The organism is Nocardia sp. NPDC049526, from assembly GCF_044465765.1.
Taxonomy (GTDB): Bacteria; Actinomycetota; Actinomycetes; order Mycobacteriales; family Mycobacteriaceae; genus Nocardia.
Map to the genome: position 1 here is coordinate 455,943 of NZ_JBITMA010000005.1, position 18,822 is coordinate 474,764.

Consider the following 18,822-nt stretch of genomic DNA (forward strand, 5'->3'; position numbering starts at 1 on the left):
AGCCGGAATCGGTTTTATGCGCAGCGGAATTGGAAGCCGGCGACCGGTGTGGTGCCGGGTGCCACGTCGACCTGGACGTAGGCGATGCTCGCCAGCTCGCAGCCGGACGGGACGGAGGTGACCTGCGCCTGGTAGCAGCCATTGGGGAAGGGCTGCGTCACGGTTCCGTCGCGGCCGGTCGTCAAAGTGGTGAGCACTGGACCGGCGGCGCACGTGGTGATCCCGACCGCGACACCCGTCACCGGCAGTTGATCGGTGCCGGTGGTCGCCTGCACCTTCAGCGGACCGTCGCCGGGTCCCTGAGCACCGGCCGAACCAGCGGGCAGCATCACCACCAGTGCGGCACCGAGTACGGATGTGACGAGCAGCGTGTTGCGCAAACGGGTCTCCTTCGGCGGATGGGAGCGATCCGAACGATCGGCCCCCGCCACCGTATTCCAAACCGACCGGCACGGCCATGACCCGAGCCAGCCAGTCGCACCGAGGCTCACGCGGGATCCGCGACAACCACCACACCACTCGGCGCATCGACCAGCGAAACCGTGCGCGCGGCAGCATCATCCACGTGCACGCGCGGATGATCGGGCAGCTCGGATTCGTAGTACGTACCCGGACCATAGAATTGGCCGTACTTCACGACCACGCCGCCGATATCGAGTACCGCGGCCTCATGTTCCTGGATGACGGCACCGCGACCGGCCGGCGGCTCCCAAGCAATACTCTGGGCGAGAAACCGTTTCGCGCCCGCGGCCTGTGCGGCGGCGATCAGATTACGGGTGCCCTCGGAACGGATGCGCGCATTCGCACCAACCAGTTCCGGGAGCAACGCGGCATCGTCGGGAAGATCGGTGAGCTGATGCATCACCAGATCGGGCCGGAAGGCGACGACTGCCGCGGTCAGCGCGTCGAGGTCGTACACATCGCAGACCACCGGTTCCGCACCGGCGGAGCGCACTTGGTCGGCCTTGGCCGCAGACCTGGTCATCCCCGCAACCTCGTGCCGGGCCTCGATCAGCAAGGGCAACAACCGGGTTCCGATGACGCCGGTCGCACCGGCCAGATAGATCCGCACCCGGCCCACCCTAATTCCCGGATAGATAGTGCGGAACGCCGCCGCATAGCTGGTCGTATGCTCTATGCCCAGCGGTATCGAGGGAGATGGAGGATCCATGGCGGATCGGGAAGTGCTGACCTGGGAATTGTTCGGGACGGCGAGTCGCGAGCTCGCCACCGAAATCGCCAAGGACGGGTTCGAACCGGATCTGATCCTCTCGATCGCACGCGGTGGCCTGTTCGTCGCGGGGGCGCTCGGTTACGCACTGGACGTGAAGAACCTGCACGTGATGAACGTCGAGTTCTACACCGGCATCGATCAGCGCCTCGATCTCCCGGTCATGCTGCCGCCGGTCCCGCAGGCGGTCGATCTGGCCGGTGCGACGGTCCTGATCGCCGACGATGTGGCCGATACCGGCGCCACCCTCAAACTCGTGCGCGACTTCTGCATCGATCACGTCGCCGAGGTGCGCTGCGCGGTCGTGTATCAGAAGCCGCATTCCGAGGTCGATTGCGAATACGTCTGGCGACGCACCGACCGCTGGATCAACTTCCCCTGGTCCACCGAAGCACCCGTCGTCGATCGGCAGTCCCGAGTGCTCGACGCCTGAACGCCACACTCGACGCGCCGGTTCCTACCGGCGAGACCGCTCGGCAACAGCGGCATCCAGGCGCGCGCCCAGCGCGTTGACCTGGTCACGCACCAGGACGAGATGCTCGATCGGATAGCCGACCTCCGCCATGACCGCCTCGATCATCTGCCGGGCCTGCGGTTGCAACGCACGTCCGGCTTCGGTCGCGCGCAGCTCGACGGCGCGGCGATCGTTGCTACTCCGCACACTCTCGACCAGACCATGCGCCTGGAGTCGCTGGATGAGCGGTGAGACCGTGCCGTAGTCCAGCTGCAGCTGTTCGCCGAGTTCCTTCATGGTCATCGCGGGCCGCCCCCACAACGCCAGCAGGGCCAGATACTGCGGATAGGTAACACCCATCCCCTCGAGAAACGGCCGGTACGCCGCGGTCATCGATCGGGATGTGGAGTACAGGGCAAAACACAGCTGTGATGCGAGCGAGAGCAGGTCGGCATCGGTTCCCCCGACGGTTGCGGTAGCACCATCGGACCCCGCGGCCGCTCCGACACGCACCACTGGCGTGGGATGCGCTTCTTCGGGCATTAGAACACTGTATCCCAGCGAATTCGCTGTCTTTTCTGTGGCGTTATGGCGTCCCGACCGCCCATTGCGGTTCGGGGTCGTCCCCCTTCCGGCCCCTGCTTTGTTGCGACCAACCTGGATATACCCCCGAGGGGTGGTCGATTCCCGCGCAGCGCACTCCGGTTATCGCGCTGTTGACGCCGCGTTCCATAACGACCGATATGCGGCTATGAGCGGATGCCAGTCTGCGACCGCCGTCTTGGCGGCGCTGATCTGCTTCCTCAGCTCGGGTTCACTCGCGCCGGCGGCAGTAGCGAACTTCTCGGCGCCGATTGGTATTCCGTTGGTGGACTGTTGGTCTCGGCGCCGATGCTCGAGGAGCCCATTGGTTCCTCGAGCGTACGGAGTTGAAAGACCATGAGCCGCAAGATCATCGGCGGCGCCTTCCTGGCGCTGGCCATCACCACCACCGCCGTCACCGGTCTCCCGCGCACTGCCGCGCCCGCAGCCGCGGCCCCCACCTGCGAAAACGCCGACGACCCGGTACACGGCTACCAGTACTTCGCGAACAAGTACCCCAACAACGGCCTCGGCGCCATGTTCGCCCTCAACGACCAGTTCGACAAGATCGAGCGCGCCGTCTTCTGCCTCACCAACATCGAACGCGCCAATGCCGGTGTCCCCGAACTGAAATGGAGCGACGACTTACGCAACAGCGCAGCTGATTTCGCCCGCCACGCCGAGGGGCGCCAATGGTGGACCGACGGGGCGAACTCTCACGACGATCCCGACCTCGCCGGTGTCCCGGTGGTCACCCAGGTCCAGCGCCGCGTGAAGTCCTACAACCCCTGCACCTACTCCCAGGGCGATGGCCACGACGTGAACCGCTGGTCCGAGAACACCTACGCAGGCTGGGGCTCGAATACCTTCACCACCGCCCGAGCAGCCCTCACCTGGTGGATGAACAGCCCCACCCACAAGGCCAACATCCTCGACCGCAACGTCACCAAGCTCGGTGTAGGTGTCCGCGCCGGCGCCGCCCGCCCCGGCTTCGACACCACCGACCCCGCGGGCATCTTCGTCCAGCAATTCGTCTCCTGCAGCTGACTTCCGGGCCTTGGCTGCGATTCGGCCAGGAGCGACTCGCAGCCGCTGCCCTCGAAATGTTCGAAGAACAGGGCTCCGAGAACTCTCGAGCGGTGGGGTAATGAACGCTGGCTGCGGCCTGCTCAGCGCGGCGGCGGAGCGAATCCTCGCGGCCATAAGGTGTGCCCGTCGTGCACGACGCCGGTCGGTGTCGCTCCGGTGAGCGTGGCGTCGGTGAGGTTCGCGCCGGACAGATCGGCTCCGGTCAGATCGGCGTCGGTGAGGTTCGCCCTGGTCAGATCGGCGCCATCAAGATCGGCGCCGCGTAGCTTCACCTGGTTGAGTGCGGCGCCGGTGAAGCTCACGTCGCCGAATGTCGCGTCGTTCAACATGGCACCAGACAAGAAGGCGCGGGTGAGGTTCGCACGGTTGAAGATGTCACCGACTGCGACCGCACCACTCAGGTGGGTGTCGGTGAGGTCGGTCTCCCACATAGGTGTTCGTCAGGTTCGCGAAGGTGAAGTCCACCCTCGCGAGGCCACATTGTCGAGCATTGCGTTCGACAGGCAGATGCTGTCGAGATCATGACTACGGCAGCGGAACGCGCGCTTATGCCGATTATCGAGTGGTGGGCGCTGAACGGACGTTGGTATCGTGCAAGCGCTCGGCGTTAGGTGTCCATGGAGGAGGGCGCGTATGCCCGTGGTGCGGCGGTTTTGGATCGAATTCGATCGGGACCGCGGATCAGTTCTCTGGTGGATCAGGCCGTACGCCGGTGTGACCGGCTTCGACGAGCAGGACTGTTTGGCGATGGTGGCGGATCTGCTCCCCGACGACGCGGAGTTACCCCCGGTGCGCGGCATCACGGTGGACGTCTCACTGGCCGAGGAACTTCCGGTGAACCCTCTCGCACTCGGAGTCCCGGTATGGCGAGGGGTCTGGTACCCGCCAGTGAACCTGCGAACCGGGCCGAACCTTACTCGGCGCCTGTCGCGGAATCACGCCCCGCCTGAGGGCCGGTGAGACTTTGCGGGCGAAGACCAAATGGGTGAAACGAAATCCCGATCATCAATCGCGATGGTGGAGCGGCGATGGGGGTACGGGACTTCCTAGAAGTAGCCGCGAACCGGGCATTCGGGATAGCGAAAGGCGCTGGGCGACCAGTGATCTCGGCGCGTCCGTACTTACCGATTACCGCACATTGCATTCTGGTCGGCGACGATTCCGGCTTCTATCGCCACGGGGAGCGAGCTCCGGTCCGACATGAGCGGCACAACCCATTTCCTGGGGTAGTCCGCCAATCGCGCGAGGCAGCCACTCGATCACGTCGCTGAACAGGCTGCCGGTGACGATCGCGTCGTAGTGCAGGTCGCGTCGGCCACTGTCGAAGGGGATGCGCGGTTAGGCTGGATGAGTTGAATGCCCCGCGGCGGTTGCTGTTCGGGTCGGGGCGGTTACCAGAGGACCTGCGTGCGTCGCTGGACGCCTCCGGCGGCATCGTGTTCTGCGAGGAGGGCCTGAGCGGTTCGGTCATTCGTCGCAGTTTCCGGCCATCCGGTCGTCTCGTGGAATGGGAGCGGTGGGAGGTCTCGGGCGCGATCGGGTCACTGTCGGCGGACGGGTATTGGTGCGGGCGGGCCGGTCAAACACATCGATGTGCCGATGACGCATCCGCTATGGGCGGCAATCGAATTCAGACTCGATCGACCCAATCGCGTCTGTTTCGCCTACGCCCCGGCGGCGACCGATCCGGGGGAGTCGGAACGGGTCGAAGTGAGACTGAGAACGTCGCAGGCGAAGCAACTCGCTCAGCTCATGACACGACCAGCATCAAGCCACTGATCTGTCGCGCCTGTCCATGAGCTGTACCGACGCCACGGATACCGTGGTGCGGCCTGCCGACTCGATGGATACGGACGGCCTGATGTCGATGTTCACGAATTCGGATGTCACAGTCGATTCGGGGTGTCACGATTGCGGTGCGCGCCAGATGCTCGCAATGGTTCCAGGCAGGTCGAAGCTCGAGTTGTGCAAACGCCGATCACTTCGAAAAGGACCATCTCATGACGACAGCAAGCACCACAGATTTCCCGTTCCAGCTACCCCGCGGATACATCGACGCCGCGGGCGTCGTTCACTGAACAGCGGGTGCGCGACAACCCTACCTACCTCGGCGTTGGTGTGCTCGCGCAAGTAATCACCCAGCTGGGAACCTTGACCACGGTCGACGAAGACGTAGTCGAGGAGTTGTTCTCGGAGGACCTGGCGTATCTCCAAAGTATGTACATTCGCGTCAACGACCGCACCGCCGCGAGGGTTGATCCATGAGCCTACGGTGCGACCGCCGGGCCAGCGGCGCCTGAATTCGCGAACAAACCAGACGCCTGCGCCCACTCTGTTGCTGTCTGAACTCGTGAACGATCGCGATGCCACAGATGGCGAACAAAGCCACGCGCGATATCTCGCGCGCATTCGAGCGCTTCGTCGGCGCCGTCCGCAGCGAACTCGCCTAGCGCTGGCGCAACCAGCGCACCGGATCGGCCCGCAACTTCGGCCGTCGGCTCGAAGATCCGGTGACTGGACTGCCTACCGAACGTTGCTTGACGAGACGCTAGGTCAATGATTCTGCATAAGCCCGAGCGTCAATGGCTTCCAGGGTGGCGATCTCAGCGTCGTCAATTGCCATCAAGGCATAGTCGATCGAAGCCGAGGCGTAGCCCTCTGCGTCATCGGCTCGGCGATTTGCGACATTCCGGTCGTGAGCGTCTTTCTTGGCCGCAATGGTCTTTTTAATTTTCTCGACCCGCTTGTTATGCTCCACCTGGAGTGTTTCCCAGTCGGAAGCCGCGGCAGCCTTCCTCGCTACAACATTCTCCTTGAATCTATCCTGCCTCATTTTTGCCGCCGCCTTGGCGGAGTCGATAGCGGCATCCACTTTCTTCCCAGTTTCTTTCTGAGCTGCCGCTATCTCCTGCTCCGCATGCTCTGCATGGTCTTTGAGTTCATGCACCTTTTCGGAAATCTTCGTCATGATTCTTTCCTTTCCTAATATTTTTCCTTTCATGATATATGCACAAAATATTATCATAGCTCGTGGTGCACTTGAAAGATGAGACGAATGTCTGTCTCGAATCCCGTATACCGCCAGGCAACTCCCTGACGCACCGTAGTCGGTTATTGCCGCGCCTTGGAGCGAGCAGGTGGCCGCTATTTTTGGCCTGTGTGCTTCCTGTCCATGTTTGGTGGCGTTCGAGTGCTGCGATCAGGACTCGGTCGCGGAGTTGGTGTAGGGGCTCCCTATCGGCGTGTTGGTCGAAACGAGTGGGTATGCGCCGACTGGTCCCCACTCGGCCGAGCTGCGCTAGAAGGTAATGTCGTGGCCAGTGACATGCCACACGCCAAGCGCCCGGTCAGCGCGATGCTGGCAGGTCCGTACGGACATCCCTTCCACCCGATCCGCACGAGATCGCCGATCACCACGGCCGAACCCGTCGCCGATATCCATTCCCGCGCGAAGCTGCCGCTCCTGGGCGGCTATACGGCCCGGATCACCCAGACTCGATTGCGGTGCGGGCACAACAGCATGGACTTGTTCGCACCGTGGCGAGGAAGGAGCGGCGGCGTGAAGGTTCGCTCCATCTGCCGACGGGCTGCGGCATAGGTGAACGCCCAGTTCCCGTGCTTCCACGCCGGACCGCTATCTGTTAGCAGCCAACTGCTTCGGTACGGTGCCAGCGCCGCCCGCAATATCGCCGTGTCCGCCGACCGCGACCGGATTCAGCTTGACCAACGCCGAATCGAACCGCAGCCCCACCTTTTCGAGGAGACGCAGCTGCGGAGGCCAGTCCCGGCGGCGGCGCGCGTATGCCTGGTCATACCGCGCTCGAGACAAACGCCGAAGCTGATAACTGGCCGGGTACAGCATCCGCCGACGGAGCTCGTCATCGTGCGCGCGTTGCGCGTCGGCGCTCTCACGAATGCGCACATCGTCGACGATCGCGCACGGACAGCGCTACAAGCGCGACCACACCGGCCGGGGCCACCGTCGGCCAGGTCACGGCCGACACCGCGACCTGGCCGGGGAACGACATCATGTACATCTTGGGCTCCTACAGGCACAAGAGAAAGCTCCGGGGGCGAATCCTTGGGTTCCAGGAGTCGTCGCAACGCCCCAGATCAGGGGAGGCGATGGACTTCGAGATCCGTGATAGGCGAAAGCCGCAGGGCAGTAAGAAGTTAACTCAGGAACAGATCAACTCCTCGACAGTCCATGAGAAGACTTCGAGCGGGTGAGGCAATGATGGTCTGCGTCAGACTGATTCGACGATCGCCGACTTCACCACCGCGCGGTCCACCAACTGCCTGACGCGCCTGCCCTGATCTGCTGCCACTACGGTCTTGGCTCCGGTGAACACGGGCTCGGAGAACATCGTCACCCGTAGCCCCTTCTCGACGTGCAACACCAGATCATCTTTGCCCGGCGGTGTGGGGATGCGGTCATATCGGCCGTCTTGGAGATCCCGGTACATCAAGAAGGCGTATGCGTTGCCTCCATCAACGAACAGCTGCGCCCGCGGATTCGTCTCCGACATCTGGAAGATGCACTGCTGGCTTGAATAACTAGTCATCGCTTCCTCCTAGCTCCGGAATACTGCCTATGGTCAGCTCTACCCTGAGACCGCGAGAGTCCACCGAATAGTTTGCCCTGGTCACCGCCCGCGCGGACGCGAATTGCACCGTTTCAGCTCCGACCTCGTCGACTTCCTCAGCCGCCGCGTTCACCCGCTTGTCGGCGGTCAGGAAGCGGCCCGGTTTCAATTCCAGGGAGTCTGCCCGATCTGCGATTCCCATGCTGCGAGCGCTTTGCCGGCATGCGCAGGGTCCCGGCCTTGGCCGCGTACACGCGTGCTTGCGGGGTGAAAGCATCCGCGGTGGTCACCACGGCCGCCACGTCGGCGCCGTGGATGGTCCGCACGGTTCCGCCGAATCGCTGCACGTCCTCCCGCCGGGCGTATCGCACGCAGCAGTATCGACCCCGGATTGGCGGGGACGGCGCCGCCGTGGTCTCCCGGCCGATCGGCCGAAGCCGACCTGTTCGGCCGCCCCGAGCCCATAGAACGAAATATCAGATGGGGTCGGGCTCGTGTGGTCCGTAGACGAGTGGTTCGAATGCCGTGGTCTGCGGATCGGTCGGGGGCGAGGTGCTGCGACGGATCCAAAGTCCGGTAAGGAACGCAACAGCGGTGATGATCGCGATGTGCACCGCCATCAAGACGAGGAAGGGCAGGATGAATCCCTCGTCGGTGACCGCGCCACGGTCGGTCACACAGTAGAGGGTGTAGTTGACCGAGGTGCCCTCGGAGTCGTGGAAGGTGTCGGATACCACCACGGGTTCGTGGTAGGGGTCCGAACAGAACAGTGGCGCGGTGAGTTTCGCTTCACCCGGCCAGATCGATACCGGCACCACGGTGCTGAACATGCCGACGCCGACACCGGTCGACAATGCGGTGGTGAGCAGTCTCGCCATGGCCTCACACCTGCTGGATTCGAAGCAATGCGCCGGTGCGGTCGAACTCGGCGACCATATCCGTCCGCGGGGAGGTCACGTTCGCGACGATCCGGATCTCGCGGCCGAAGCGGCTCACGACGATCACGGTGACCTGGCCGTCGGCAAGTTCGCTGCGAGCCAGGGCGGAATCGACGATGTCCTCGATATGCGCGAGCCCCGGCACCTCACTGACCGCGAAGCCCTCGCCGTCGATGTCGTCGAACGCCGAAACGCGCACCGGCTGTGGTGCACTCAGCGCACCGAGCGTGAACGAGTAGTCGTCGAGCCTGCGGGAACCGTCCGGATCGCGCACCCGCAATCGCACAGCTGCCTGCCGCGCGGTGGGATCCGGCCACGCGGAGAAGAATCGAGTCACCTGGTCCGGCTGATCGGACAGCACCAGGCGGAACTGCGTGGAATTCGGCGCGGTCAGCAGAATGACATTCGCCTGAAAATCAGCGGCTCCCAAGCGCTCTCGCACCGCGGTGACCGCCGAATCCGTCAACCCGTGCACCAGTCCCCCGCCGCGCGCCCGCAAACCCTGTTCGAAGTCGCCGCGCTCGACCGCCCCGACACAGCCACCAGCGCTCAGGACGACCAAACACAGTGCGGCCCTCAGCCACCTCCGACGGCGCATACCGGAATGCTAAACGTTCCCTGGTCGAATGCCACGTCGGTCTCGTTTGTCAGAGAATCGGGCCACAGGAGGAGGCCGGGATCCCGCGTCACAGCGTCAAGTACTCATGCACTCTGAATGTGGTTGCCGTGCATGGGAATTCGGCGTCCGACGGCTGGGCGAGCGACGTCTGTTTCGGGTCAGGAGCCGATGACGTCGCAGGCGCGTCCCACGAGGAGTGGGTCGGCCGGGGTAACGATCTCGGGGTCCTTGTTGTCATAGTCGAACAGACCGAGGACGTGACGCATCGCGTTGAGGCGGGCGCGTTTCTTGTCGTTGCTCTTGACCACGATCCAGGGGGCGTAGTCGGTGTCGGTGTGCTCGAAGTTCTGTTCTTTGGCAGCGGTGTAGTCGTCCCACTTGTCGAGCGAGGCCAGGTCCATCGGGGACAGCTTCCACTGGCGGACCGGGTCGACTTGACGAATGGCGAAGCGGGTGCGCTGCTCCAGCGGCGACACCGAGAACCAGAACTTGACGAGGTCGATGCCGTCGTCGACGAGCATGCGTTCGAAGAGCGGAACTTGGGCGAGGAATCGCTGATGTTGTTCGAGGGTGCAAAACTCCATGACTCGTTCGACTCCGGCACGGTTGTACCAAGAGCGGTCGAACAACACGATCTCCCCGCCCGCGGGTAGGTGTTCGACGTAGCGCTGGAAGTACCACTGCGTCGACTCGCGCGTGGTCGGCTTCTCCAACGCCACTACGCGTGCGCCGCGCGGGTTGAGGTGCTCCATGAACCGCTTGATGGTTCCGCCCTTACCCGCGGCATCGCGGCCCTCGAATACGATCACCAGCCTGCGCCCCTCGGCCTTGACCCAATTCTGCAATTTGAGCAGCTCGATCTGCAGTAGGCGCTTGTCGGCCTCATAGCTATCGCGGGCCAGACGCTCGTCGTAGGGGTAGCCCTCACGCCAGGTGTCGACGGCGAAACCGCCCTGGGCGGTGATCAGGATCGGATCGTCGTCGTCGAAGTCGTCGACGATGAAGCCGGCAGTATCGGAAAGGTCGACCACGGACTCGAGGTCACCGATCGCACTGAAGTCGGGCAATGGCTGCCGTGTCGCGAAGTCGGTCATTTCCGGGACACTAACGACGGATTCTGACCGAAAGGTGAACAGCCGAAGCACCTCATCGTGCGCGTATCACCAGCGGCGCGGGCCTTTCCTGGTCATGCGCAGACCCCATACCTCGAGGGTCGTCGCGATCGCCATGTATTGCAGGTAAGCGGCGATGACAAGCTCGGCGCCGTAGTCGTGCAGCCATCCCCGCAATGGCAGCAGCGCCGCCACACCGAGGCAGATCAGCAATGCACCCAGCACCCGAGCCGGGATCCGCAGTGGCGCGAGCTGCTCATCGAGCAGAACACGGGCGGACCGCGCCGAATCTGCGGCGGCCCTCGAACTCGGCTGAGAGGCGGCGGGACTACCGGTACCGCGTGTCTCGAAGGGGTTGGATATAGACGCTGGATTTGCCATAGCGTTCTCCGGGCCGACACTCCGATCGACCAAGGTAGCGATTCGATATGGAAGATGGCGCAACACGGATGATCGCCGTCACCGACGAACGATCCGCCCTGTCATGCGGCGCGATTGCCGCTCCCCGACGTTTATGAAGGCTAACTATTAGCTAGCGATAGCGTGACAGTAATTGAGCCTCGAAAAAAGACCCACTCCTCACGCGACTCCACGCGTGCGCGCGAGACCGAATCGTGACCTGGCGCGCGGCCATGGTCCTGAACTGGGGAAATAACCGTCCTCAGGCGTAATTCGGGCCTGACGGGGAAGGCGCACAGCCCCACTGGCGTTACCGAACCGATATCCAGTAGCGAGCCGGCCGAGCGGTGATCTCGGATGATCGAGACCGTTGCGGCACAGCCGAACGATCGACCACATAGTCGCGCAGAGCAGCATGCCGTTGCGGACTGTCAGCACCACCACTCCCGACCAACTCCCGGTGGCTACCCGGTCGTAAACGAAGGGGAATTCCACCTGGCTCATCAACGCGGTCGCCAGCACCAGCAGCAGCACGGGCCGCTGTGTGCTGCGCGAGTCGAGCGCACAGACCGAAGCGACCGCCACCGCCCACACCAAGTACTGCGGGCTGAGTACCCGACTGGTCACCAAGGCGAGCAGCACCGCGGCCAATACCAGATCCGGTGCCGGAGGACGCGCGCGCCACCAGATGATCAGCAACACCGCGCCGCCCACGACCGTGGCCGCCACGCACCCTGAAGCCACGGCGGACACCGCTGGCCCGGATAACTCGTCGGCCCCATAACGATGCACGATGGTCCAGCGGCCGTTCAGCAGTCGAGCGATCAGCAGCGGCGTGGCAGCCACGGATTCGATCTGTAATCCACGCTTCGACTGGAACTCCAGGAACGACCACGCCCCCGGCCCCAGCGCCGTCAATCCCACAATCGCGGCGATACCGACGCCCGCCGCGCCCGCACTCATCCGCCGCAGCGTTCGCCAGCGCAAACCCAGCACAACCAGCACCGGCCAGACCTTCAACAGCACGCCCGCGGCAGCGGCCGCGCCGGCCGCCGCCGGGCGGCGCGTCGCCCACAGCAGTGCCGCGACCGCGGTCGCGGCCACGATCAAATCGAATCGGCCGTAGCAGACTCTGCCCAACAGCGCCACGCCCACCGCCCACACCCACGGCCCGGTCTGCGCCATCTTCCAGCCGTCGCGGCGTGCGGCCCGGATCAACAAGCCGAGTACGCTCGCATCCGCGGCGGCGACGAGCGCGAAGAACAACCAGTTGTAGCCGACCCCGCCGCCGAGCAGTCGGGGCACCACCAGCAGTGCGCCGGCTCCGGGCGGGTACTGCCAGCGCTCGTCCGCCAGCGGGAAAATGTTCTGGTGCACGATCTGCTCGGCCCATCCGCGATACAGCGTCAAGTCAGCGGCCGAGGCATCCCAGACGCTGTGTGGCAGCACCGTCACCCCGGTCAACACGACCATCAGCATCCGCGTAGCCGCCCACACCAACCACAACCTCGACACCGACGACAGCCTGCGCACAAGGCCGCAGCCTAGCCATCGCGACGCTCATCCGTCACCGGGCGCAAACATCGTCGCGCTCAGCACAGTGCCGGGACCGGTCCGGCGCTACCGCCGATACGCTGCTGCGCGCATGACGAGCACTTGATCGCACGCGTGGCCGTTCGATCGAAACCGTCAGGCGCACAACCGGAATCACAACAGTCATCCGAAGACGAGAAGGAGCCGAATGTCTCACCGAGGTGTTCACCTGGGTCGTGCCGCCGCTGCGTTGGTCTTGATCACGTCAGCATTCTCGATATCGTTCCAAGTGGCAGAGGCGACGCCGGTCCCGCCCGGCACCGGCAGCGAAATCGAAAGTGTTTCAGGGCCATACGATCCGTGCGCCTCGAACCGGTACGGCTGCTATGCACCCTACGGTGCCTGCGACACCTACCAGCCCGGGTGTGCCGGTCCGACCGACTCCGGCTACAAACCGTACGACTACGAGCAGAATCGACAGAACTACGGCGGATATCGCTGATCCGGCGTTCGCACGGCAGAGCCCCGTCCTGGCTGTCCACCCACCCGATCCCGGGGCTCTGCCGAGTCGGACCGACGCCGTGCACGTACCGCTACCACCCGGCTCGGCGAGCCCGGGGGCGGCGCGGAATCCGGCCGGACCGATCGGTCACTGTGCGAGGCTGCGTGCGATGACCAGGCGCTGAATCTGGTTGGTGCCCTCGAAGATTTGCGTGATCTTGGCTTCGCGCATATACCGCTCGACCCGGAAGTCGCGGGTGTAGCCGTAGCCGCCGAATACCTGGACCGCATCGGTGGTGACCTTCATGGCCGCGTCGGTGGCAATCAGTTTGGCCACACTCGCCTGCCGTGAGTACACCAGCCCCGCATCGCGTCGCCGCGCGGCATCGAGGTAGGTGGCGCGGGCCGAATCAACCGCGGCAGCCATATCGGCCAGTAGGAACCCGAGACCCTGATGGTCGATGATCGGCTTGCCGAACGCCGTGCGCTCTTTGGCGTAGGCGACGGCTTCGTCGAGCGCGGCCTGGGCCAGTCCGGTCGCGACCGCGGCGATGCCGAGTCGGCCGGAATCCAGTGCGCTCAACGCGATCTGGAGACCTTGCCCCTCCGTGCCGATCCGTCGCTCGACGGGCAGGAATGCGCCGTCATAATGCGCGGTCGTGGTAGGCACCGCGTGCAACCCCATCTTCTGCTCGGGCTTGCCGAATGTCAGGCCACTGGTCTCACGCGGCACCAAGAAGCAGGAGATGCCGCGTGACCCCTCGCCCGTGCGCGCGAAAAGGTTGTAGAAGTCGGCGATACCGCCATGGGTGATCCAGGCCTTGGTGCCGTTGACGAGATATCCGCCGTCGACGGGAGCGGCCTTGCATGCCACTGCGGCGGCATCCGATCCGGCCTGTGGCTCGGACAGGCTGTACGCGCCGATCGTATTGCCGCCCAACATCTCCGGCAGCCAGCGCCGCTTCTGCTCCTCGGTACCGAAGGCCAGCAGCGGATGGCAGGCCAGGCTGTGCACACTCACCGCCACCGCGATCGCCGCCCACCGCGCGGCGATCTCCTCGAGGACCTGCAGGTACACCTCATACGGCTGGCCGCCGCCGCCCCATTCGACCGGGTACGGCAGGCTGAGCAACCCGGCCTCGCCCAGGGTGGCGAACACACCGTCGGGATAGGTCTCGGCGCGCTCGTGTTCATCGACTATCGGCGCGAGGACCTTGTCGGCGATGTCTCGGGTGAGCTGGATCAATTCCCGGGCTTCGGTGGTGGGCAGCAGACGTTCGACGGCCACAAGACTCCTCGCCTACGAATAACAGTACTGAATTACCGATCACAGTACTGTGTGCAACCCAGTACTGCAAGCGTCTCACCAGTACTATTCGCTGATATGGAGCAGCTCACGCGCGCAGGATTCGCCACCCGACGGCGGACCGAACTGTTCGACGCGCTGGTCGACCTGTTTCTGACCGAGGGATTCACACACCTGACCCTCGATGAGATCGCCGCCAGGCTGCGCTGCTCCAAATCGACCCTCTACACCCTCGCGGGCAGTAAGGAACAGCTGGTCCGGGCCGCGACCGTGCACTTCTTCCGCCGCGCAACCGACGACGTGGAGACCGGCATCGCGCCGATCGCCGATGCTCGTGAGCGCATAACCGCCTACCTGTCCGCGGTCGGTACCGCCCTGGCCGCTGCCTCCGACCAATTCATGGCCGACTTGAGCGGATTCGCGCCCGCGCGGGAGATCTACGAGAAGAACACTCGGATCGCCGCCCGACGGGTCCGCGAACTCATCGACGAGGGCGTCGCGGCGGGCGCATTCCGTGACGTCCACGCCGCCTTCGCCGCCGATATGGCCGCGACCATGATGGTCCGCATCCAGCAGGGCGGGGTGCGCGAACACACCGGACTCGACGATGCCGATGCCTACCGCGAGTTGGCCGCCATCCTCACCGCGGGCATCAGCGCCTAGCCATCGTCGGCCGCGAACTCGACATCCGCTGCGTCGTCTCCGCCACCCGACGCCACCACCCCGGACCTCGATGGCGCGCACATCGAAGTCGACGGCACCAACGCCACCGTAACCATCCTTTCCGCAGAGTAGTTCGGCCCAACCCCACGAGACCCGTTCGCGCCGCGTCACCCGCCCCCTCGAACCGGCGACGCGGCGCGAACACGCACCATCACCGAAGATCTTCCCTTGTGATCCGGCACAGGCTGCGAATCGGAGGTTTCTCGCCGATGCCACCGATGCGCATCCCGAGGCACGCCGCCGGTGCGATGTGGCGGCCGGACGCGGAATCTGGTGTGATCGGTGCCGGGAGGGATGCGTGATGCCCAGTTCAGCATGTGATCGCCGTCGGTCGATGATCGCAGCACTCGGCGGTGTCGTTGCCATCGTGACGGCGGCTGGATGCGCGAGCAACGACCCGGTCCCGTCACCAGCACGGTCGTCGGGCAACGTCACCACATCCCCCGTTGCGCCGCCGCCATGGACGCTGGCCGATCTGACCTACCATCCGTGCAGCGTGCTGACTTCGGACGATATCGCCCATTACCTGCTCGCATCCGACGGCAGCGCCGCCACGCCGCCGAGGGAGCTGCCCCGCTGCTCCTGGTCCTCCATCCAAACTGCGATCGCCGGCAGTTTCACCGTGTCGTTCACCCCACACGACACCGACCTCAGCGATCCCGAGCAGCGCCAGGTTCGCAATCCACTCGAGCGGTCGGCCACCATCGGAAACCAGCGAGCAGTCGTACAGCCCGAACTTCGTCCGGACGGCCGCCATGGCAGCTGCTCGGTCTACGTGTCGGTCCCATCCGGCGGGTCGTTCTACCTCGGGATCGCCGCCCCCGGCGTTGCCACCGGAGTCGACTGGGACGTCTGCGCCAAAACCATCGACATCGCCACCACCATCGCGGCACGCCTGCGCTGACCCGCGCGCCTTATCGTCAGTGCCGGGGACGATCCGATCCTGTCGCCACCGAATCCACGGTCCGATCCGAATCCCGCTCCCCGGCAATCAGATCCGGGATCATTGGGAGCGCAGGCAAATCTCGGTAACGAGCTTGACGGCACTCGAACGCTTTGTCCGAGTGGGCATGAGCCGCAGCTCGAGCGCGTCAGCCGCGGACGACCGGCACCAGGTACCTGCGCGCGAACACGGCGAGCTCGTCGTCGGACCGTAGCGGGGTCGTGCCGTGCGGGGCGAGGATGAGCGAATGGACTACGCGGCAGACGATTTCGGCGCGAGTCATCAGGTCGTCGGAGTCGGCGAGTAGTCCGTGCTGGACCGCGCGTTCAAGTGTGGTGGCGGTTGCGGTGACGCACATGGCGAAGGTGGTGGCACCATCGACGGTGAGTTTCATGATCACTCGCTCGGGTTCGATCGCCAGCATTCGTTCGACCATGGGATGAGTGCGCCAGCGCGTGACGACCGTGACGAATATGTCGGCGACGAGATCGTCGATGCTGTCGTGCCGTTCGGGCATGGCGGCAAGTTCCGTCAGCAGCGTCGCGACCTCGCGACTGATCACGGCCTGCACGAGATCATCGCGTGAGCCCACCCGCCGGTAGACCGTGACACGATCCACCCCGGCCTGCCGGGCGACGTCCTCGATCGTCGTCTTCTTGACGCCGACCTTCGCGAACTGCGCGAGGGCGGCGTCGAGGATCCGCGTCTCGAGATCGTCCGCATCATCGCGGCTCAGGGGTGCTTTCGACGCCGTCTTCACCCGTTCGACGCTAGCAGACAGCACGCGCCGTGCAACAATCCAAGCGAAAATGTAGCGCGCAACATTGCAATGAAATTTGTGGCGCTGTACGGTCGGCGTATGGCTGACACGGCTGGCGCGACGAAGCGCACCTACGGCGACGACGCGCATGCGATCAATGCGCGCGATGTCCATTTCGAGTTCGATTCCGTGCCGATGCACTACATCCCCGGCGAGGTGCTGGCCACCCACATCGTCAACGTCATGCATCTGGTGCTGCCCGAGGGTGAGCGGGCGATGGCGCAGGCCCTGTCCGAGGCACTGCCGCATATCGACGACGAGCGGCTGTGCGAGGAGGTGATCGGGTTCGTCGGGCAGGAGACCATGCACGCCAACAGCCATGAGGCCGCGCGCATACATCTGCAGTCCATCGGCCTGGACGTGGACTCTTATGTCCGCAAGGTGGCGTGGCTGGTCGACCGCATTCTCGGGGATCACGGCCTGACCGGACGGGCGAAGGACGAGTGGCTCAAGGAACGCCTCGGCCTGTTCGCCGGGATGGAGCACTACACCGCCGTGCTCGGCGAATGGCTGCTCAACGCGGACATTCTCGAGGAGAAAGGCATGCATCCGGCCATGCTGGATCTGGTGCGCTGGCACGGTGCGGAAGAAGTCGAGCACCGCAGCGTGGTCTATGACGCGTTTATGTACGTCGACGGCAGCTACGCCCGCCGCGCACGAACCGCCATCCTGGCGAGCCTGACCCTGCTGCCGCTGTTCATCGTGTCGACGGCGTACATGTACCGCAAGGACCCGGAGGCCGATAAGGGCAAATTCTGGTTGCGGCAGTTCGCCAGTGCCACCCGCCGCGGTGTGATCCCCAGTTGGACGGTATTCCTGACCGAGATCCCGCGCTATCTGCGGCCGGGTTTCCATCCCTCGCAGCTGGGTCCGATGGACAAGGCGCTGCGATATCTCGGACACTCGCCCGCCGCACGGGCGGCGGGTCACTGATGGGCAAGCCGAACGATGCCACGCCGGTGAGTCTGCGGATGCTCGGCGGGATCATGGACGTCTACAAGAGCGTCTTCGTCGAAGGCGGCGTCGCGCAGCTGCTGTCACGACCGAAGCCGGTGCGGCGCACGGGATTCGAGCTGGATGTGCGCGTCGAGAGCATCGAACGCCAGACAGACGATGTGGTGAGTCTGACGCTGCGCACTGCGGCGGGTGGCCCGCTGCCGACGTGGCGGCCGGGTTCTCATGTGGATGTATTTCTGCCCTCCGGACGGCAGCGGCAGTATTCGCTGTGCGGAGACCCGTCGGATCGCTTCCGCTACCGGATCGCGGTGCGCCTCATCCCGGACGGCGGCGGCGGCTCCCGGGAGGTACACGAGACGCTGCGCACCGATGACCGGCTGCGAATTCGCGGCCCCCGCAACGCATTCACCTTCGTCGACGCCCCGTCGTATCTGTTCCTGGCCGGTGGCATCGGCATCACACCGATCCTGCCTATGGTCAAGGCGGCAGGATCCCGCGGTCGGCTGGTGTACCTCGGCCGCTCGCGCGACACCATGCCGTTCCTGCACGAGTTGCCCGGCGCGGATATCCGTCCCGACGACGAATTCGGTGTCGCCGACATCGCCGAACTCATTGCTCGCGCCGAACCCGGTGCGGCCGTGTACGTCTGCGGACCGCCGCCGATGCTGGCGGCGGCGCAGCGCTGCATGTTCGAGCTGAATCCGGCCGGGTCGCTGCACACCGAGCGATTCTCGGCGCTACCGGTCACCGATGGCCGCGCATTCGATATCTCCCTCGCGCGCACCGGCGGTACCGTTCGCGTCGCCGCGGACGAAACCGCACTGACGGCGCTGCGCCGTCAGCTCCCGGATATCGCCTACTCCTGCCAGCAGGGCTTCTGCGGCACCTGCAAGGTCGGCGTCGCCGCCGGATCGGTCGAGCACCGCGACCGCCTGCTCACCGACTCCGAACGAGCCGATCACATGCTGGCCTGCGTATCGCGCGCCGCCGACGACGCGCTCGTACTCGACCTCTGAACGGCCGGAGACC

General features: G+C 64.7%; 23 protein-coding genes. 9 read left to right on the plus strand and 14 right to left on the minus strand.

The genetic code is table 11. From position 1 onward, the window contains the following. Positions 1-14: 14 nt before the first annotated feature. The gene (locus ACIBW7_RS18610) at positions 15-380 is read right to left on the minus strand and encodes a hypothetical protein (RefSeq protein ID WP_397047695.1); all 366 of its coding nucleotides are present in this window, start codon (positions 378-380) and stop codon (positions 15-17) included. Positions 381-487: 107 nt separating this feature from the next. Then, the gene (locus tag ACIBW7_RS18615; protein ID WP_397047697.1) at positions 488-1,072 is read right to left on the minus strand and encodes an NAD(P)H-binding protein; all 585 of its coding nucleotides are present in this window, start codon (positions 1,070-1,072) and stop codon (positions 488-490) included. Between the two features lie 97 nt (positions 1,073-1,169). On the opposite strand from ACIBW7_RS18615, the gene ACIBW7_RS18620 reads away from it, so the two are divergent. Continuing rightward, positions 1,170-1,664 carry a phosphoribosyltransferase gene (locus tag ACIBW7_RS18620; protein ID WP_397047699.1) on the plus strand — a complete coding sequence of 165 codons (495 nt, stop codon included), beginning with the start codon at positions 1,170-1,172 and terminating at the stop codon, positions 1,662-1,664. Positions 1,665-1,688: 24 nt separating this feature from the next. Here the strand turns inward: ACIBW7_RS18620 and ACIBW7_RS18625 are convergent, their stop codons facing one another. Beyond that, on the minus strand, positions 1,689-2,228 hold the full coding sequence (locus ACIBW7_RS18625) for a MarR family winged helix-turn-helix transcriptional regulator (protein WP_397047701.1): 540 nt from the start codon (positions 2,226-2,228) through the stop codon (positions 1,689-1,691). A gap of 396 nt (positions 2,229-2,624) precedes the next feature. On the opposite strand from ACIBW7_RS18625, the gene ACIBW7_RS18630 reads away from it, so the two are divergent. Next, a complete protein-coding gene (locus ACIBW7_RS18630) occupies positions 2,625-3,314 on the plus strand; it encodes a CAP domain-containing protein (protein ID WP_397047703.1) in 690 nt (229 codons plus the stop codon). Between the two features lie 122 nt (positions 3,315-3,436). Here the strand turns inward: ACIBW7_RS18630 and ACIBW7_RS18635 are convergent, their stop codons facing one another. Beyond that, on the minus strand, positions 3,437-3,787 hold the full coding sequence (locus tag ACIBW7_RS18635; RefSeq protein WP_397047705.1) for a pentapeptide repeat-containing protein: 351 nt from the start codon (positions 3,785-3,787) through the stop codon (positions 3,437-3,439). A gap of 202 nt (positions 3,788-3,989) precedes the next feature. Here ACIBW7_RS18635 and ACIBW7_RS18640 point away from each other — a divergent pair, with 202 nt between their 5' ends. Next, entirely contained in the window at positions 3,990-4,316 is a 327-nt protein-coding gene (locus ACIBW7_RS18640; protein ID WP_397047707.1) for a hypothetical protein, read from the plus strand. Positions 4,317-5,441: 1,125 nt separating this feature from the next. Beyond that, a complete protein-coding gene (locus tag ACIBW7_RS18645) occupies positions 5,442-5,621 on the plus strand; it encodes a hypothetical protein (RefSeq protein WP_397047709.1) in 180 nt (59 codons plus the stop codon). A gap of 283 nt (positions 5,622-5,904) precedes the next feature. On the opposite strand, the gene ACIBW7_RS18650 is transcribed toward ACIBW7_RS18645, so the two are convergent. Further along, positions 5,905-6,324, minus strand: coding sequence for a hypothetical protein (locus tag ACIBW7_RS18650; RefSeq protein ID WP_397047711.1), 420 nt, complete (start codon positions 6,322-6,324; stop codon positions 5,905-5,907). Positions 6,325-6,669: 345 nt separating this feature from the next. Between ACIBW7_RS18650 and ACIBW7_RS18655 the strand changes: the two genes are divergently transcribed. Then, entirely contained in the window at positions 6,670-6,954 is a 285-nt protein-coding gene (locus ACIBW7_RS18655; protein WP_397047713.1) for a hypothetical protein, read from the plus strand. Positions 6,955-6,990: 36 nt separating this feature from the next. Here ACIBW7_RS18655 and ACIBW7_RS18660 read toward each other — a convergent pair whose 3' ends face one another. The 8 genes from ACIBW7_RS18660 to ACIBW7_RS18695 form a co-directional block, all read right to left on the minus strand. Further along, positions 6,991-7,278: a hypothetical protein gene (locus ACIBW7_RS18660; RefSeq protein WP_397047715.1), complete on the minus strand. Its 288-nt coding sequence runs from the start codon at positions 7,276-7,278 to the stop codon at positions 6,991-6,993. Positions 7,279-7,603: 325 nt separating this feature from the next. Continuing rightward, on the minus strand, positions 7,604-7,921 hold the full coding sequence (locus tag ACIBW7_RS18665; RefSeq protein WP_397047720.1) for a hypothetical protein: 318 nt from the start codon (positions 7,919-7,921) through the stop codon (positions 7,604-7,606). A 497-nt stretch (positions 7,922-8,418) separates the two neighbouring features. After that, positions 8,419-8,820: a hypothetical protein gene (locus ACIBW7_RS18670; RefSeq protein WP_397047722.1), complete on the minus strand. Its 402-nt coding sequence runs from the start codon at positions 8,818-8,820 to the stop codon at positions 8,419-8,421. Between the two features lie 4 nt (positions 8,821-8,824). After that, positions 8,825-9,478, minus strand: a complete 654-nt coding sequence (locus ACIBW7_RS18675) for a hypothetical protein (RefSeq protein ID WP_397047724.1) — start codon at positions 9,476-9,478, stop codon at positions 8,825-8,827. Positions 9,479-9,657: 179 nt separating this feature from the next. Beyond that, positions 9,658-10,593 (minus strand): polyphosphate kinase 2, encoded by a 936-nt coding sequence (gene ppk2, locus ACIBW7_RS18680; protein ID WP_397047727.1) that lies wholly within the window; start codon positions 10,591-10,593, stop codon positions 9,658-9,660. Between the two features lie 66 nt (positions 10,594-10,659). Continuing rightward, a complete protein-coding gene (locus ACIBW7_RS18685) occupies positions 10,660-10,992 on the minus strand; it encodes a hypothetical protein (RefSeq protein WP_397047729.1) in 333 nt (110 codons plus the stop codon). Between the two features lie 198 nt (positions 10,993-11,190). Next, positions 11,191-12,525 carry a glycosyltransferase 87 family protein gene (locus tag ACIBW7_RS18690; protein WP_397047731.1) on the minus strand — a complete coding sequence of 445 codons (1,335 nt, stop codon included), beginning with the start codon at positions 12,523-12,525 and terminating at the stop codon, positions 11,191-11,193. A gap of 667 nt (positions 12,526-13,192) precedes the next feature. Further along, positions 13,193-14,332 (minus strand): acyl-CoA dehydrogenase family protein, encoded by a 1,140-nt coding sequence (locus tag ACIBW7_RS18695; protein WP_397047733.1) that lies wholly within the window; start codon positions 14,330-14,332, stop codon positions 13,193-13,195. A gap of 96 nt (positions 14,333-14,428) precedes the next feature. Here ACIBW7_RS18695 and ACIBW7_RS18700 point away from each other — a divergent pair, with 96 nt between their 5' ends. Both ACIBW7_RS18700 and ACIBW7_RS18705 read left to right on the plus strand, forming a co-directional pair. Beyond that, a complete protein-coding gene (locus ACIBW7_RS18700) occupies positions 14,429-15,013 on the plus strand; it encodes a TetR/AcrR family transcriptional regulator (protein WP_397047735.1) in 585 nt (194 codons plus the stop codon). Positions 15,014-15,407: 394 nt separating this feature from the next. Then, positions 15,408-15,977: a DUF3558 family protein gene (locus ACIBW7_RS18705; protein ID WP_397047738.1), complete on the plus strand. Its 570-nt coding sequence runs from the start codon at positions 15,408-15,410 to the stop codon at positions 15,975-15,977. Positions 15,978-16,164: 187 nt separating this feature from the next. On the opposite strand, the gene ACIBW7_RS18710 is transcribed toward ACIBW7_RS18705, so the two are convergent. Beyond that, positions 16,165-16,776: a TetR/AcrR family transcriptional regulator gene (locus ACIBW7_RS18710; RefSeq protein WP_397047740.1), complete on the minus strand. Its 612-nt coding sequence runs from the start codon at positions 16,774-16,776 to the stop codon at positions 16,165-16,167. 99 nt (positions 16,777-16,875) lie between these two features. On the opposite strand from ACIBW7_RS18710, the gene ACIBW7_RS18715 reads away from it, so the two are divergent. Both ACIBW7_RS18715 and ACIBW7_RS18720 read left to right on the plus strand, forming a co-directional pair. Beyond that, on the plus strand, positions 16,876-17,769 hold the full coding sequence (locus ACIBW7_RS18715; RefSeq protein ID WP_397047742.1) for a metal-dependent hydrolase: 894 nt from the start codon (positions 16,876-16,878) through the stop codon (positions 17,767-17,769). After that, positions 17,769-18,809 (plus strand): PDR/VanB family oxidoreductase, encoded by a 1,041-nt coding sequence (locus tag ACIBW7_RS18720; protein ID WP_397047744.1) that lies wholly within the window; start codon positions 17,769-17,771, stop codon positions 18,807-18,809. Before ACIBW7_RS18715 ends, ACIBW7_RS18720 begins: the two co-directional genes overlap by 1 nt. Positions 18,810-18,822: the final 13 nt, after the last annotated feature.

Bases quoted from the DNA above. Each gene is read 5' to 3' on its own strand.
- ACIBW7_RS18635 (WP_397047705.1), bottom strand. From the start codon at position 3,787: ATGTGGGAGACCGACCTCACCGACACCCACCTGAGTGGTGCGGTCGCA.
- ACIBW7_RS18670 (WP_397047722.1), bottom strand. From the start codon at position 8,820: ATGGCGAGACTGCTCACCACCGCATTGTCGACCGGTGTCGGCGTCGGC.
- ACIBW7_RS18705 (WP_397047738.1), top strand. From the start codon at position 15,408: ATGATCGCAGCACTCGGCGGTGTCGTTGCCATCGTGACGGCGGCTGGA.
- ppk2 (WP_397047727.1), bottom strand. From the start codon at position 10,593: ATGACCGACTTCGCGACACGGCAGCCATTGCCCGACTTCAGTGCGATC.
- ACIBW7_RS18630 (WP_397047703.1), top strand. From the start codon at position 2,625: ATGAGCCGCAAGATCATCGGCGGCGCCTTCCTGGCGCTGGCCATCACC.
- ACIBW7_RS18715 (WP_397047742.1), top strand. From the start codon at position 16,876: ATGGCTGACACGGCTGGCGCGACGAAGCGCACCTACGGCGACGACGCG.
- ACIBW7_RS18665 (WP_397047720.1), bottom strand. From the start codon at position 7,921: ATGACTAGTTATTCAAGCCAGCAGTGCATCTTCCAGATGTCGGAGACG.
- ACIBW7_RS18685 (WP_397047729.1), bottom strand. From the start codon at position 10,992: ATGGCAAATCCAGCGTCTATATCCAACCCCTTCGAGACACGCGGTACC.
- ACIBW7_RS18640 (WP_397047707.1), top strand. From the start codon at position 3,990: ATGCCCGTGGTGCGGCGGTTTTGGATCGAATTCGATCGGGACCGCGGA.
- ACIBW7_RS18720 (WP_397047744.1), top strand. From the start codon at position 17,769: ATGGGCAAGCCGAACGATGCCACGCCGGTGAGTCTGCGGATGCTCGGC.
- ACIBW7_RS18650 (WP_397047711.1), bottom strand. From the start codon at position 6,324: ATGACGAAGATTTCCGAAAAGGTGCATGAACTCAAAGACCATGCAGAG.
- ACIBW7_RS18625 (WP_397047701.1), bottom strand. From the start codon at position 2,228: ATGCCCGAAGAAGCGCATCCCACGCCAGTGGTGCGTGTCGGAGCGGCC.
- ACIBW7_RS18700 (WP_397047735.1), top strand. From the start codon at position 14,429: ATGGAGCAGCTCACGCGCGCAGGATTCGCCACCCGACGGCGGACCGAA.
- ACIBW7_RS18675 (WP_397047724.1), bottom strand. From the start codon at position 9,478: ATGCGCCGTCGGAGGTGGCTGAGGGCCGCACTGTGTTTGGTCGTCCTG.
- ACIBW7_RS18620 (WP_397047699.1), top strand. From the start codon at position 1,170: ATGGCGGATCGGGAAGTGCTGACCTGGGAATTGTTCGGGACGGCGAGT.